This window comes from Caldimicrobium thiodismutans (assembly GCF_001548275.1).
Classification (GTDB): Bacteria; Desulfobacterota; Thermodesulfobacteria; order Thermodesulfobacteriales; family Thermodesulfobacteriaceae; genus Caldimicrobium; species Caldimicrobium thiodismutans.
Genome location: NZ_AP014945.1, coordinates 1,784,893 through 1,800,123, shown reverse-complemented (window position 1 = coordinate 1,800,123; position 15,231 = coordinate 1,784,893). Strand labels below are relative to the sequence as shown.

Annotated in this window: 11 protein-coding genes; 9 read left to right on the top strand and 2 right to left on the bottom strand. The window is 39.4% G+C overall.

What is annotated here, in order from left to right; all coding sequences use genetic code 11:
- Window positions 1–377: 377 nt before the first annotated feature.
- From aspS to THC_RS08985, 9 genes are all read left to right on the top strand, one after another.
- Window positions 378–2,180 carry an aspartate--tRNA ligase gene (gene aspS / locus THC_RS09025; RefSeq protein ID WP_068516442.1) on the top strand — a complete coding sequence of 601 codons (1,803 nt, stop codon included), beginning with the start codon at window positions 378–380 and terminating at the stop codon, window positions 2,178–2,180.
- A 62-nt stretch (window positions 2,181–2,242) separates the two neighbouring features.
- Window positions 2,243–3,535, top strand: a complete 1,293-nt coding sequence (locus THC_RS09020) for an adenylosuccinate synthase (protein WP_068516438.1) — start codon at window positions 2,243–2,245, stop codon at window positions 3,533–3,535.
- Window positions 3,536–3,547: 12 nt separating this feature from the next.
- Window positions 3,548–4,939 carry a biotin carboxylase N-terminal domain-containing protein gene (locus tag THC_RS09015; protein ID WP_068516435.1) on the top strand — a complete coding sequence of 464 codons (1,392 nt, stop codon included), beginning with the start codon at window positions 3,548–3,550 and terminating at the stop codon, window positions 4,937–4,939.
- A gap of 3 nt (window positions 4,940–4,942) precedes the next feature.
- Window positions 4,943–7,159: an acetyl-CoA carboxylase carboxyl transferase subunit alpha/beta gene (locus THC_RS09010; RefSeq protein ID WP_068516432.1), complete on the top strand. Its 2,217-nt coding sequence runs from the start codon at window positions 4,943–4,945 to the stop codon at window positions 7,157–7,159.
- Window positions 7,160–7,165: 6 nt separating this feature from the next.
- Window positions 7,166–7,825 carry a hypothetical protein gene (locus tag THC_RS09005; RefSeq protein ID WP_068516428.1) on the top strand — a complete coding sequence of 220 codons (660 nt, stop codon included), beginning with the start codon at window positions 7,166–7,168 and terminating at the stop codon, window positions 7,823–7,825.
- Complete coding sequence (locus THC_RS09000) at window positions 7,813–8,574, top strand: biotin--[acetyl-CoA-carboxylase] ligase (RefSeq protein WP_068516425.1); 762 nt, start codon at window positions 7,813–7,815, stop codon at window positions 8,572–8,574. The genes THC_RS09005 and THC_RS09000 overlap by 13 nt, the downstream gene beginning before the upstream one ends.
- Window positions 8,575–8,711: 137 nt before the next feature.
- The gene (modA, locus tag THC_RS08995; RefSeq protein ID WP_068516422.1) at window positions 8,712–9,569 is read left to right on the top strand and encodes a molybdate ABC transporter substrate-binding protein; all 858 of its coding nucleotides are present in this window, start codon (window positions 8,712–8,714) and stop codon (window positions 9,567–9,569) included.
- 98 nt (window positions 9,570–9,667) lie between these two features.
- Window positions 9,668–10,339, top strand: a complete 672-nt coding sequence (locus THC_RS08990; RefSeq protein WP_197650964.1) for an ABC transporter permease — start codon at window positions 9,668–9,670, stop codon at window positions 10,337–10,339.
- Window positions 10,340–11,428, top strand: a complete 1,089-nt coding sequence (locus THC_RS08985) for an ABC transporter ATP-binding protein (RefSeq protein ID WP_068516417.1) — start codon at window positions 10,340–10,342, stop codon at window positions 11,426–11,428.
- Here the strand turns inward: THC_RS08985 and THC_RS08980 are convergent.
- Together THC_RS08980 and carB are read right to left on the bottom strand one after the other, a co-directional pair.
- Complete coding sequence (locus THC_RS08980) at window positions 11,414–11,872, bottom strand: winged helix-turn-helix domain-containing protein (protein ID WP_082706423.1); 459 nt, start codon at window positions 11,870–11,872, stop codon at window positions 11,414–11,416. The genes THC_RS08985 and THC_RS08980 overlap by 15 nt on opposite strands.
- Window positions 11,873–11,935: 63 nt before the next feature.
- Window positions 11,936–15,193 (bottom strand): carbamoyl-phosphate synthase large subunit, encoded by a 3,258-nt coding sequence (carB, locus tag THC_RS08975; RefSeq protein ID WP_068516414.1) that lies wholly within the window; start codon window positions 15,191–15,193, stop codon window positions 11,936–11,938.
- Window positions 15,194–15,231 lie beyond the last annotated feature (38 nt).

Sequence of the window (15,231 nt, the reverse complement as noted above, 5' to 3'; positions counted from 1 at the left end):
TTTCTAAAGGAAATTATTTTACCTTCCCCTCCTTTTTATGGTCAATTTTTTTCCCCGAAAATAATTCCATTTTCTTTAAATTGCTCTCTCAAGCATTTTCTGATATCTCCTTATCTTTCTGCAAAGCTCATTTACCTTTCCACCCACTCTTTCCTTTGAAATAAGCTTTGCGAAAGAACTAAGCTTGTAAATTTAAGAGGGGCGAAATAGATAGTTTTTTCGTGAAGGTTCAAGAGAGGAGCTGAGGCTTTTTATATGAGGCAACGATAAAATTTCAAATAGATTTTTAATGAGACAATTCGAATCCTTTAATTTTTCCATTTTTTTGATAGAATTAGTCTGTTTTTAGATTTTGAATAAGGGATCCGGGAGGGAAAATGCGACTGAAGAGAACTCATCAGATTGGTGAAATTACCCCTAAGCTTATAGGAGAAGAACTTAGTGTCTCTGGATGGATTTTGCGGAGAAGGGATCATGGGGGAGTTATCTTTCTTGATTTAAGAGATAGAACCGGACTTCTACAGGTAGTCTTTGAAGAGGGAATAGATCCAGAGGTTCATGCCTTAGCGGATTCCCTACGGATTGAATATGTAATAACAGTGAAAGGAGTTTTAAGACGAAGACCCCCTGGGATGGAAAATCCCAAGATTCCAACAGGGGAAGTGGAGCTTGTAGCCAAAGATCTTGAAATCCTTAATACCTCTCATACACCGCCTTTCCCTATGGATGAAGACCTTTCTGAGGTTTCAGAGGCTATAAGACTGAAATATCGTTATCTTGAAATGAGGGCCCTAAATGGTCAGGAGCCCTTTATTTTCAGGCACAAAGTTAATCAGGCCCTAAGAGAATTTTTAAACGCAAGGGGATTTCTTGAACTTGAAACCCCCTATTTAACCAAAAGTACCCCCGAGGGAGCAAGAGATTATCTTGTGCCAAGCAGACTCTATCCTGGGAAATTTTATGCCCTTCCCCAATCTCCCCAACTTTTTAAACAAATTTTTATGGTGGCAGGCTTTGAAAGATACTATCAAATAGTTAGATGCTTTAGAGATGAAGATTTAAGAGCAGACCGTCAACCAGAATTTACCCAGCTTGATCTTGAGATGAGTTTTGTTACAGAAGAAGATGTTATGCAACTTGTGGAAGAACTCATTTCTCATCTTTTTGAAAAGACTATGGGAATTAGTCTTTCTGTCCCCTTTCCCCGTTTAAGTTATCAATATGCTATCTCCACTTATGGAACTGACCGCCCAGATCTACGCTTTGGCCTTGAACTTAAAGATGTTTCCGAAATAGCTAAAGCCTCCCAATTTCAGGTTTTTAGATCTGCTCTTGAAAAAGGGGGGTTTGTTAAGGGTATAAAAGTGCCGGCCCATTTCACAAGAAAGGAAATTGAAGAACTAACTTCCTTTGCCCAGGAGCTTGGGGCTAAGGGTCTTGCCTGGATAAAATACACCAAAAGAGGAACTACCTTTGAAGAAAAGTGGAGCTCCCCTATTGTCAAATTCTTTGACCCCACACTTCTTAATAAAATGGAGTTGCTTTTTGAGCTTGAAGAGGAGAAAGCAACCCTCCTCTTTGTAGCAGACACCCCATCACTAACCCATTCCATCCTTGGAGAACTCAGAAATCATCTTGCTAAAAAACTTTCCCTTATTCCAGAAAGGGAATTTAAATTCACATGGGTGGTTGATTTTCCCCTTTTTGAATACAGTGAAGAAGAAGGAAGACCAGTCTCTGTTCATCACCCCTTTACCCATCCCAAAGAAGAAGACCTTGAACTTTTAGAGAAAGATCCTTTAAAAGTTCGCTCAAAGGCTTATGATATTGTGTTAAATGGTATTGAAATTGGAGGAGGTAGTATTCGTATCCACAGAAGGGATCTTCAGCAAAGAATCTTTAAAATTCTTGGTATCTCTGAGGAAGAGGCAGAAGAGAAATTTGGCTTTCTCCTTCAGGCCTTAGATTTTGGCGCTCCACCCCATGGAGGGCTTGCCTTTGGCTTAGATAGACTTATCATGCTTATGCTTGGGAAAAAGAGCATTCGGGAGGTTATACCCTTTCCTAAAACCCAAAGAGGACAATGCCTTCTTACAGGAGCTCCCAGTGAGGTTAGAATTGAGCAAATTCTTGAACTTCACCTTCTACCAGGCTGGGAAAAAAAGAAAGAAGGCTCTTAAAAGGGGTGGATTTTTATGATTTTATGTTATAATGGTCTTGAAGTCCTTAAGGAGGCGCCTTTATGTCCACACTTATTGTTGTGGGAACCCAGTGGGGGGATGAAGGTAAGGGCAAGATTGTGGATGTCCTTACTGAGAAAGCAGATTTTGTAGTTCGCTTTCAAGGTGGTAATAATGCAGGGCACACCCTTGTTATAAATCAAAAAAAGCACATTCTTCATCTCATACCTTCTGGAATTTTTCATCCTCACACAACCTGTGTCATAGGTAATGGAGTAGTTGTTGACCCAGAGGTGCTTATTGATGAGATTGAAAAACTGAAAAAAGAGGGTCTTGAAATCTCTCCTCAGAAACTCAAAGTCAGTGAAAGGGCTCATGCTATCATGCCTTATCATAAAGCCCTTGATCTTGCCAGAGAAGCTAAAGCTAAGGGTAATAAAATAGGGACAACCGGGAGAGGTATTGGCCCATGCTACGAGGATAAGGTTGGAAGGCGAGGGTTTAGGCTTATTGACCTTACAAGACCAGATTTTTTCAAAGAAAAATTAAAGTCTGTCCTTGAGGAGAAAAATTTTTTTTTGCAATATCTCGGGGCTGAAACCTTAAATTATGAAGAAATTTGTCAAAAATACTTGCAATTCGGTGAATATCTCAGGCCCTATCTTGTGGATACTGCAACACTTCTTTGGGAGGCCTATTCCAAGGAGCAAAATATCCTCTTTGAAGGTGCCCAGGGCACCTTTCTTGACATTGATTATGGCACCTATCCCTATGTAACCTCCTCTAACACCCTTTCAGGCAATGCCTGTTGCGGTTCAGGCTTCGGTCCCACAGCCATAAAAGAAGTCCTTGGCATAGTTAAGGCCTACACCACCAGAGTGGGGGAAGGACCCTTCCCAACAGAACTTAAGGATATAACAGGAGAATACCTGAGAGAAAAGGGAGGGGAATACGGATCCACCACAGGTAGACCGAGAAGATGTGGCTGGCTGGATCTGGTTATGGTAAAAACCGCCATAAAATTAAATGGAATCACAGGAATTGCTATAACCAAATTAGATGTCCTCTCTGGCCTTGATACAATTAAACTTTGCACAAGCTATAAAATAAGAGAAAAAAGCCTTGATAGCTTCCCCACCACCCTTGAGGATCTGGCAAAAGTGGAACCTCAGTATGAGGAATTTTCAGGCTGGAAGGAAGATCTAAGTAAGATTCAAAGATTTGAAGATCTCCCAGATAAAGCTAAATCTTACTTAAAGCGCATTGAAGAGTATTTACAGGTTCCTATCTACATTGTTAGCACAGGCCCTGATCGGGAAAATTGCCTCTTTCTAAAAAAAGCCTTTTTCCTGTAGTAGGATTCCCTTATGAAAGACAAGGTCCTAATTGCCAATAGGGGTGAAATAGCCCTTCGCATAATGGAGGCCTGTGAACTTCTTGGTCTTGATTATGTAGCTGTTTATACAAAAGAAGATGAAGAATCCCTTCATGTAAGGTTTGCTAAGAAAAAATATCGTATCTCTGATTATCGGGATATGAATGATCTTTTAGCTGTTGCTGATGAAGAAAAATGCACAGCCATTCATCCTGGTTATGGCTTTCTTTCTGAAAATTATAGATTTGCCAGAAGAGTTGTTAAACGGGAAAGACCTCTTGTTTGGATTGGACCAACTTGGGAGGCTATCAGAGATCTGGGCAATAAGCTTTATATGAAAAAAGTAGCCCACGACCTTAGAATCCCTGTCATTCCAGGCACTATTGAGCCTATTTATAATGAAATTGAAGCAGAATTAAAGGCTGAAGAGCTCTTGGAAGAGGCCAAAGCTGAGGGTTTTCAGGAAATCTCTTTCCTGGTTAAGGCAGTGGCTGGCGGCGGAGGAATGGGTATTGAAGAGGTTAAAAATCTTGAAGAGATAAGGCCAGTCTTTAGAAAGATCCGAGCCTATGCCAAAAGACTCTTTGGGGAAGAAGGTATTATCATTGAAATAAAAATTCCCCAGTTTCAACATCTGGAGGTTCAACTCCTGGGTAGCAAGCATGGAGAGTATGTTCATTTTGGCACCAGAAATTGCACCATTCAGAGTCCCTTCAAACAAAAAAGGATTGAGCTTGCCCCGGGTTTTTGTAAGCACTATCATTACGCCTTTGATCCCTTTCAAATTGAAAAAGAGATACTTCAGCACTCTCTTAAACTGGCTGAACACTTTAATTATGATAGTGTAGGAACCTTTGAATGGCTTATCACCCCTGAAGGGAAGTATTACCTTATGGAAGTTAATACGCGAATTCAGGTTGAAAACGAGATTTCTGCTAAAATCTCTTTTATTAGGGACAAAGGGGTTAACTTAATTCGTGAACAGATACGCGTTGCCCTTGGAGAAAAACTCGGGTTTGATCAGGGAGATATAGTCTTTAAAGGCATGAGCCTTGAATTTAGGCTTATTGCAGAGGATACAAAAAGAGGCTTCCTTCCCTTGAGTGGAGTTATCCATCGCTTTTCATATCGAGAACACCCCTGGCTTACCATGAGAACCCATGTGCCTCAGGATAGACCTTACACCATTCCAACCCAGTTTGACCCTAATCTGGCCTTAGCTATAATTTATGCAGAGGATCTTGCAGAGCTTTTAAAAAGGTCTGAGCTCTTTTTGGAGGAGATGATAATTGAGGGACAAACCCATAAAGGGGAACCTCTCCTTAGCAATATAGAATTTTTAAAGGATAATCTAAAATATATTTACCAATTTTTAAAGGCATAAAGTATGTTAATTGAACTTCACAAAAAGCTAAAAGAGCTTATAGATTTAGCTGAATACATCATAGATATTAAAGGTGAGGATTTTCATAACATAGGTCAGGTTTGTGAGACTCTAAGGCAGAGATATCAAAACTTCTACGAATATTCTTCCGAAGATATGCAGGTTTTCTTTACTAATTCACAAGAAAAACTAAACTTTATTCTTAATAAAGCTGAAGAGACCCTTACACCTTATGAGATAGTTAAGATTGTTAGGCATCCTCAGAGATTTACCCTTCTTGATATCCTTGAGAATGTCTATGATTCTTATGTGGAACTTGGAGGAGAGGGAGAGCTTAATCTTGATCCTGCAGTAGTCTGCGCAAAGGCCATCATTAGCCGACGGGTTGGAAATGAGATCTATTTCCATCAGGTCATGGTCATAGGGCACGAAAAAGGGCATGGCGAGGAGTTTAGAAGAGGGGGCAGTGCTACTCCCTGGGGAAATGAAAAGGCCCTAAGATATATGAAGATGGCTGAAACTGAAGGGATTCCCATCCACTTTTTTATATTTACCCCTGGGGCCTATCCTATTGAAGATACTCCAGGGGCTGCTCAGCAGATCGCAAGAAATCTCTACTATTTAAGTAAGCTTGAGGTTCCAACAGTGTCCTTTATTTCCGAAGGTGGTTCTGGTGGAGCTGAAGCCATAGGTCTTTCTGATCTCAGGCTTATGGCAGAAAAGGGATATTATTCTGTTATAAGCCCAGAAGGAGCAGCTGCCATCGAAGCTAAACTTAAAGATGGAAGACCTCCAAGGGAACTTGTGGAAAAAATGGCTAAGGCCTTAAAGCTTACAGCCAGGGATAATCTTGAGCTGGGAACCATAGACCGCATTATCCCAGAACCTCCCTTAGGAGCCAGAAGAAGAGACTATGATTTTTTTAAAAGGTTAAAGTTTGAACTAATTCGGGCTACAGATGAGGTAGTTTTGCATACAAGAAGCCTCAAGATGTTAAGAAAATATGCCCTTACCAAACAGACAGATGAGTCTTTCAGATACTTTGTTAATTGGGATCTTTCTGAAGATGAAAGAGAAATCCTGGTTGAAAATAGATATCTAAAGTATCGAAAGATGTCCCAATGGGCCTTGCTTGAACCTAAGGGATTTCTAAGATGTATGGCCCAGAGAGGTGCCCAACTCAGCCAGAGCTTTGCCTATGAGATTAAATATAGGATCCTCAAAAGAGGACAGAAGACCTTTAAAAGATTCTGGGATGAGGTTGTTAGTGAGTCTTCTCTTCTGTTGAAACCTGTCTCAGATCCAGTGAAAAGCGTTTACAACCTTATTGTTGGCAAGAAAATAAAGGCCAAGGTAAAGGCCTTAACAGAGATTGAGGGAGACACCACTCTTTATATAAGTCCCCTTGCCCTGCAAGATCGGACCATAACCTGTCCTCAGGCAGATAAGTATGGATGCCCTGATCTTTGGGTGCCAGACCTTTATGGTGAGTTCTGTGGGGTCTGCCCAACCTGTGGCTACCATTTTCCCCTTGAATATAACTGGTATCTAAATAACCTTTTTGATAAAAATAGTATTCATACCTTTAACGATGAGCTTTCCTCTGGCAACCCCTTAAATTTTGAGGGTTATGCCGAAAAATTAAAAAGTGCCAGAAAGGAGACCGGTTTAAACTCTGCTCTTATTTCTTTTGAAGCTAAGATTGGTGGCCTCTCCGTTGTGGTAGTTATGCTGGTTGCAGATTTCAGACAAGGGACAGTGGGAGTTGCAGAAGGGGAAAAATTTATCCGGGCTATAGAACTTGCTAAAATCTCAAGAAGACCCTTTATTGCCTTAGTTCATACCACGGGTGGGATTCGCATCCATGAAGGAACCATGGGAGTTGTGCAGATGCCAAGATGCACCATGGCTGTAAGGGATTATGTGGATAGTGGAGGGCTTTATATTGTGGTTTATGACAATAATTCCTATGCAGGGCCTGTGGCAAGTTTTCTTGGTTCTGCTCCCTATCAATTTGCCTTAAAATCAACCCGATTGGGATTTGCTGGCCCAAGGGTTATTCTTGAAACCACAGGACAGCCTGTTCCCCCGGATTATCACAGTGTGGAAAATGCCTTAAAAAGAGGACATATTCAAGGCATCTGGGATAGACGAGAATTAAGAAAAAAACTCTTTTTTGCCCTTCTTACTATGGGAGGCCCAAATCTCTATTACAGGTAAAACTTTATGAAAATTGACTTTGTCCAGTTAACCAAGATTTTACAACGCCTGAAGGCTAACCCTTTTAAAATCTATCCCGTTATTACTCCCCATACGGGAAAAATAATTGAATTTAAAATTAAAGAAGGTGAAGAAGTAAAGGGTCCATCTGGAAAATGGCTTGAAAAACCAGGCACCCCTCTTTTTGTTCTTGAAAGAGAAAAAAATCCCAAACTCATTCGGGCAAATTATAGTGGCCAAGCCATAGGGATAAGAACAGATCTTCTGAATAAATTCGTTGAGGCAGGAGAAAAGATTCTTGAGATAAGGCATCCCCTTTCTCAGGAAGAGGTGATTGCGGAAATTTTACTATCAGCCCTTTATATTATTAGTGCCCCTGAAACAGCGCGTTATATATTAACCCCTGAGCTTACAAGAAGGGTTGAAAAGGAGGGCCTTGGGAAGACCTCTGTTAATGAGGGTGAAGAACTTCTCATTATGACCTTTATGAAAAGAGAAACCCCTATTTATCTTAAGGAAAAGGGAAGTTTTATCATCTATCAAATCTATTTTAAGCCTTTTGAGCTCATTCAGACTGGTTCACCTCTTCTCGGCCTCTGTCCGGTTGAAGATTTACCCCATCTTGAGAAAATAATCCAGCGCATAAAAGAGGAGTGGTCCCTTTAATAATTGGAGAAGAAATCTGGTATTATCCATCCCTTGATAGGGGGATGGATAAAGCCAAAGAACTCATTGAACTCTATCCTCGCACAGCTCATGGAAGAATTCTCTGGATAGGTGAAGTTTTAAAGGCCAAGGGCCGCTTTCAAAGAAGGTGGTATGCTAAAAAAGGAGGCCTCTGGCTGGTGATAACCCTTTATGATGAACTCTTGCCTGAAAGAGAAGGATTACTTGGAATAGCAGTGGGACTTGCCCTTACCAGGGCTGTAAGAACTGTGGGAGGAGAAAGGGTCTTTTTAAAGTGGATTAACGATCTTCATTATCAGGGAAGAAAACTGGCTGGAGTCCTCATGGAAAGATGGAAAGATTGGATAATCATAGGAATTGGAATAAATGTAAATAATAATCCCCCTGCCCATCTTCCAGCTATTAGTCTTAAAGAGATTATAAAAAAGGAAGTCTCCCTTAAAGAACTTCTTGCCCTCTTCATTAAGTATTTTAACTCCTATTATCAAATACTTTGGACTCTTGATCTTGACCTCTATTATGGAGAAGCTTTATCAAATCCCATAATTGAGGACTTTAAAAAATATTCTGATACCTTGGGAAGATGCGTTTATTATCATTACAATACAGATGAGGAAGGAGGGCTTATAGGTAACGCTATCTCCATTGACTCAAAAGGGGCTCTTTTTCTTGAAAGTGAAGGAGAAATCATAAAAGTCAACACTGGAGAAATCCTCTATCTCAGCTAATCCTAAAAGCTTACCCCTTTTTCTTAAGCTGTATAAACACAAAATTAAAAGTAATTTTAAATACATCCCTTGACAAAATTTTCGTTATAGACTAAGATATATAACGCTTAAAACAAAAAACAAATGGGAGGAGTCCTATGAGAGGGATTGGGGTGTTTCTTTTACTTTTCTATCTCTCCTTAGGTGTATTTAAGGTTAACCTGGGCTATTCCAAAGAGAGGCTTCTTATTTATGCAGGAGCTGCAAGCAAACCTCCTACTGAGGAGGTAGCCAAAGCCTTTGAAAAAAAATATGGTGTAAAAGTAGATATTATTTTTGGTGGATCGGGCTATGTTCTTTCTCAAATGCTTCTATCCAAACAGGGTGATATTTACTTCCCAGGATCTTCAGATTACATGGAACTTGCTAAGAAAAAAGGAGCTGTTTTTCCAGAAACAGAGCAAAAGGTAGTTTACCTTGTTCCTGCCATCAATGTTCAAAGGGGTAACCCCAAAAAGATAAAATTTCTTAAAGATCTTACAAGACCTGGAATTAAAGTTGCTATAGCCAATCCAGAGGGAGTCTGTGTAGGAGCCTATGCCGTTGAAATTATAGAGAAAAACTTTACCCCAGAAGAAAAAGAAAGATTTAGAAAAAACCTGGTCAATTATACAGAAAGTTGTGAAAAAACTGCCACTGCTATTTCTCTTAAAACAGTAGATGCGGTGATTGGTTGGAGGGTCTTTGAACACTGGGATCCTTATAGGATTGAAACTATACCACTCAAAAAAGAGGAAATCATTCGCATTGGTTATATTCCCATTGCCATCTCAAAGTTTACTAAAAATAGAGACCTTGCTCAAAAGTTTATAGATTTTGTCCTTTCTAAAGAGGGAAAGGCTATATTTAGAAAATATCACTATTTTATGACCCCTGATGAGGCCTTTTCCTGGATAGGCGGAAAAAAGCCTGTAGGCGGAGAATACATTGTTCCTACAGAGTGGATTAAAAAGTGAGATTTAAAAGACTTGTCCTTTTTTCTGCTCTATCCATCTTTGGCCTTTACATTATTTTGATAATCTCTCTTTTATATTTTTTTAGGGGCTCTCTCTTCTTGGAGAGCCTCCTTTCAAAACGCACTCTCTTTTCCATAAAATTAAGCTTTATCTCTGCAACTTTAGCCACTATCTTGGCTTTAATTTTTGCTATTCCCTCAGCCTATGCCCTTTCAAGATTTAATTTTAAAGGAAAAAATCTTATCGATACTACTCTTGAATTACCTATGATTGTCTCACCCTCTGCCCTTGGAGCTATGCTTCTTATCTTTTTTAATACCCCCCTTGGAGTCTGGATTCAAGAAAACTTAGTGTCTTTTGTTTTTACTGCCTATGGAGTTATTCTCGCCCAATTTATAACTGTTCTTGGTATCTCTACAAGACTTATTAAGGCTGCTATGGACGAAATACCAAAGAGGTATGAAGAAGTAGCTTTATCCTTAGGAGTAGGTCCTGCCAGAACCTTCCTTACCATTACACTTCCCCTTTGTAAAAGAGGCCTTGTAGCAGCTGGTATTCTTACCTGGGCAAAGGCTCTTGGAGAATTTGGAGCAACTATAACCATAGCAGGCACTATGGCTTTTAAAACAGAAACCCTCCCCATTGCCATCTTTATGAGACTTGCAAGCGCAGATATTGAAGGAACGGTGGCTTTAATTTTAATTTTAATCATCATAGGGCTTCTAACCCTTTACTCAGTAAGACTTTTTAATAAAAAAGAGATTCTTTAAATGATTCAAGTAGAGAATCTTTGGGTTGAATACAGAGATTTCTCTCTTAAAGAAATTAATCTCACTGTTCCTTCTAGTAGCTGCCATCTTCTTATTGGACCAACAGGGTGTGGAAAAACTACTCTTCTTGAAGCCATTCTTGGCTTTAAAAAAGTGTCCCAAGGAAGTATTTTTCTTGAGGGAAAAGATATTTCCCATCTTCCTGTCCATAAAAGAGGTTTCTCGTATGTGCCTCAAGATCTTGCCATCTTTCCTCATCTTACTGTGGAAGAAAATATTACCTATGGTATAAAATTTGGAAAAGTTGAAAATAAGCAAGAAAGAATAAGATTTGCTTTTGAACTTGCTGAAGCCTTTGGAATTTCCCATCTTCTCAAGAAAAAGGCAAGCTTTTTAAGTGGAGGTGAGCGCCAGAGAGTAGCCCTTGCAAGAGCCCTTGCTTCAGGGCAAAGGTATCTTCTCTTAGATGAACCTTTTTCTTCCCTCCATGAAGGTCTGAAAAGAGAACTCTGGCTACTCCTCAAAGAACTACAAAAAACCTTAGGTTTAACCATCCTCATGGTAAGCCATGACCTTGAGGAAACCTTTTTCATGGCCGATTATGTCACTGTTATGATAGAAGGAAAAATCCTTCAAAGTGATACCAAGGAGAAGGTCTATAGAGAACCAAAAAATATAAAAGTTGCTTCTTATTTTGGAATTAAAAATATATTTAACGGTATAATCAAAAAAATAGATCATAAAGATGCAACTATTTTTTGTGAAGAGATAAATAAAGAAATAACCCTTCCCAGAGAAAAGATTCTTAAAATTTCTTCTTCACAGATTAAATTTGGCATAAGAGAGGAGGAGATTATAATTCTTAGGCCAGATCTTCCTTCAAAAAAGGAAAATCTCATTGAGGGGATAGTTGAGGAGATTTACCCCTTTGGGCCTAAAACATGGGTGAGATTTAAGCCCCTTTACAGCAAAAAAGCAATTGAGATAATTTTGCCTGACTATGCCTTAAATAAAATAAATTTAAGACCCTCTAAAAAAATAACAGTTACTCTACCTAAGGAAAAAATTTTTGTATTAGAGGAAGATTGAAAAAATTTTCTTTTTTTCCTCTTTTAAAAATTTTTGGAAGTCTTCATAAAAGGTCCAAAATGCTTTTAAAGTTTTCTCTCCAGCCTCAGTTAATTTTGCTCCTCCGCCTCTTTTTCCACCTATAAAGGTTTCCACAAGGGGAGTTCCTGCCTGTTTATTCATGGAATCAACAAGTTGCCATGCCTGTTTATAAGCCATCTTCATAGATCTTGCTGCAGCAGAAATGGAACCAAACTCTTTAATTCTTTCAAGAAGAATAGCCCTTCCAAAACCAAGAAAGGTTCCTTCAGGCCCATCAATCCAGATTCTTCCTTTAAGGGCAAAGCCCCCTTCCCCACTCTCAACTTCACAAAATCTATGCCTTTTCTTCCATTCCCCCTCTCCTCTGGATCTATTTTTAAAATTCTTTACATATTTTTTCTCCTCCAAAGTCTCTTCTTTCATATAGCCTCCATCAAAAGGGGAATTAAAAATAAAAAATAATCTAATCTTAAGAATTGAAAAGTTTTATTTGTAAAATTGATAATCCAGTGTTTTATAATACTCTTGAAGGGGGGCATAGGAAAAGGATTTTTCTTTTAATCTTCTTATACTGCAAACCATGGCTCTTGCACCGGCAATAGTTGTAGCATAGGGAATATCAAGCTCCATAGCATAGCGTCTGATAAGATAGGCATCAAGCTTACTTGTTTTACCCTTAGCAGTATTTATCATAAGAGCAATCTCTTTATTTTTAATAAAATCAAGAATATTAGGTCTTTTCCCTTCGGAAATTTTAGGAACTTCATTAACTTTGATATTGAATTCCTTTAAATATCTTGCTGTTCCTGAGGTTGCAAGAAGTTCAAACCCTATCTCCTCAAGTCCTTTGGCAATATCAATCATTAGGGGTTTGTCCTCATCTTTTACAGAGATAAAAACCTTACCAGAAAAGGGAAGTCTCATTCCTGCTGCAAACTGTGCTTTTGCATAGGCAAGAGAAGGTTCCCAGTCAATCCCCATTACCTCACCTGTTGATTTCATTTCTGGACCAAGCATAACATCAACCCCTGGAAATCTCTTAAAGGGAAAAACAACCTCTTTCACAGAATAATATTTTGGAATAATCTCCTTGGTGAATCCAATTTCCTTTAAGGTTTCTCCAAGCATGATCCAGGTTGCAATCTTTGCAAGGGGAACGCCAATTGCCTTTGAAACAAAGGGAACTGTTCTTGAGGCCCTTGGATTCACTTCCAGCACATATACTTCCTCATCCTTTACTGCAAATTGAATATTAATTAGCCCCCTTACCTCAAGCTCCATGGCAAGTTTATAAGTGGCCTCTCTAATCTCTTCAAGCACCTTTTTGGAAAGATTTACCGGAGGTAAAAAGCAGGCAGAATCCCCGGAATGAATCCCTGCCTCTTCAATATGTTCCATTATTCCCCCTATTACAACCCTCTCACCATCACAAAGGGCATCCACATCAACTTCTGTTGCATCCTCTAAAAATTTATCAATTAAAACAGGATGTTCAGGATTGACTTTAACGGCAGTCTCTATATATTCAGAGAGTTCCTCTTCTGAGTAAACAATTCTCATGGCTCTTCCGCCAAGCACATAAGAGGGCCTAACAAGAACAGGATATCCAATAGAAGATGCCACCTTAAAGGCCTCATCAACAGTTAGGGCAACACCTGCCTTGGGTCTCTTGAGATTAAGTTTATTTAAAAGAGCCTCAAATTTCTCTCTGTCTTCAGCTCTGTCAATATTTTCAGGTGAAGTTCCAAGAATTCTTCCCCCCGCCCTAAATAAAGGGACACTCAGATTTAAAGGGGTTTGCCCTCCAAACTGAACAATAACACCTATTGGATCTTCCTCTTCATAAACATTCAGAACATGTTCAAAGGTCAGAGGTTCAAAATAGAGTCTTGTGGAAACATCATAGTCAGTAGAAACTGTCTCTGGATTGGAGTTTATCATAATAGCATCATAACCCCGTTCTCTTAAGGCTTTAATGGCATGGACACAGCAATAATCAAATTCTATTCCCTGCCCTATTCTATTTGGGCCTCCTCCAATAATAATAACTTTTTTATTTTTACTTAAATGCGCCCTTGATTCATTTTCTACTTCATAGGTAGAATAAAAATAGGGAGTATAAGCCTCAAATTCCGCTGCACAGGTATCAATGAGCTTGTATGTAGGTTTAACCCCAAGAGCTAATCTTTTTTTTCTTACCTCTAACTCAGTGGAACCAGTTAAAAAGGCTATCTGATAATCAGTAAAACCTCTTTGCTTTAGCTCCATGAAATCTTCTTCTGTAAGATCTTCAAGTTTTTTCCCTTTATAGGTCTCACTTATATTAAAAAGCTCTTTCAGGTGATAGAGAAACCAGGGATCAATATAGGAATGTTTATAAATTTCTTCTATGGTAAAACCTGCCTTAAAGGCTTCTCTTATGTAAAAGAGTCTCTGGCTGTTTGGTCTTGCAAGTTTTTCGATGATAAGTTCTCTTGGTAAGACTTCATCATGATCTGAGGGAGATTTACCATCTGCTCCAAAGCCATATCTTCCAATCTCAAGGCCAGCTATAGCCTTTTGCAAGGCCTCTTTAAAGGTTCTTCCAATGGCCATGGTTTCACCAACAGAGCGCATGGAGGTAGTAAGCTCATCTTTGGTTTCTGGAAATTTTTCAAAGGTATAGCGGGGAATTTTTACCACCACATAGTCAATGGTTGGTTCAAAGGCAGCTCTTGTCTCCTTGGTGATATCATTGGCAAGTTCATCAAGGGTATAACCTACAGCAAGTTTGGCTGCAATCTTTGCAATGGGATATCCTGTGGCTTTACTGGCAAGGGCAGATGATCTTGAAACCCTTGGATTCATTTCAATAACAACCATCTCTCCGTTTTTGGGATTTATAGCAAACTGAATGTTTGATCCCCCTGTTTCAACCCCTATCTCTCTTATCACCGCCTGGGCTGCACTTCTCATTCTTTGATATTCTCTATCAGTTAAAGTCTGAGCAGGAGCTACTGTAATGGAGTCCCCTGTATGAACCCCCATGGGATCAAAGTTTTCAATTGAACAGATGATAACCACATTGTCCTTAAAATCCCTCATCACTTCAAGTTCAAACTCCTTCCAACCAAGCACCGATTCCTCAAGCATGACCTGATGAATGAGAGAGGCCTCAAGGCCTGCAGAAACAATCTCCCTTAATTCTTCAATGTTGTATGCAACCCCTCCCCCTGTTCCTCCAAGTGTAAAGCTGGGTCTGATAATTACAGGAAATCCAATTTCTTTTACAGCCTTTTCTGCCTCAGAAAGACTATGCACAATGACACTCTTTGGGACCTTAAGCCCAATATTTTCCATTGCCTTTCTAAAAAGTTCTCTTGATTCTGCCTTTTCAATGGCAGAAGCTTTAGCACCAATTAATTCTACCCCATATTTTTCAAGAACTCCCTTTTTAGCAAGAGCAAAGGCAAGATTAAGCCCGGTCTGTCCCCCAAGGGTAGGTAAAAGGGCATCGGGTCTTTCTTCCTTAATGATGTATTCAAGGACTTCAGGAATAAGAGGCTCAATATAGGTGCGGTCTGCCATTTCAGGATCTGTCATTATGGTTGCAGGATTAGAATTTACAAGAACTACCTCATAACCCTCTTCTCTTAAGGCTTTACAAGCCTGACTTCCGGAATAATCAAACTCACAGGCCTGGCCTATAACAATAGGCCCAGATCCTATTATCAGAATACTCTTTAAATCTCCTCTTTTAGGCATAATTCCTCCCTGATGGTAAAAGATGTTTTTTAAGTAAT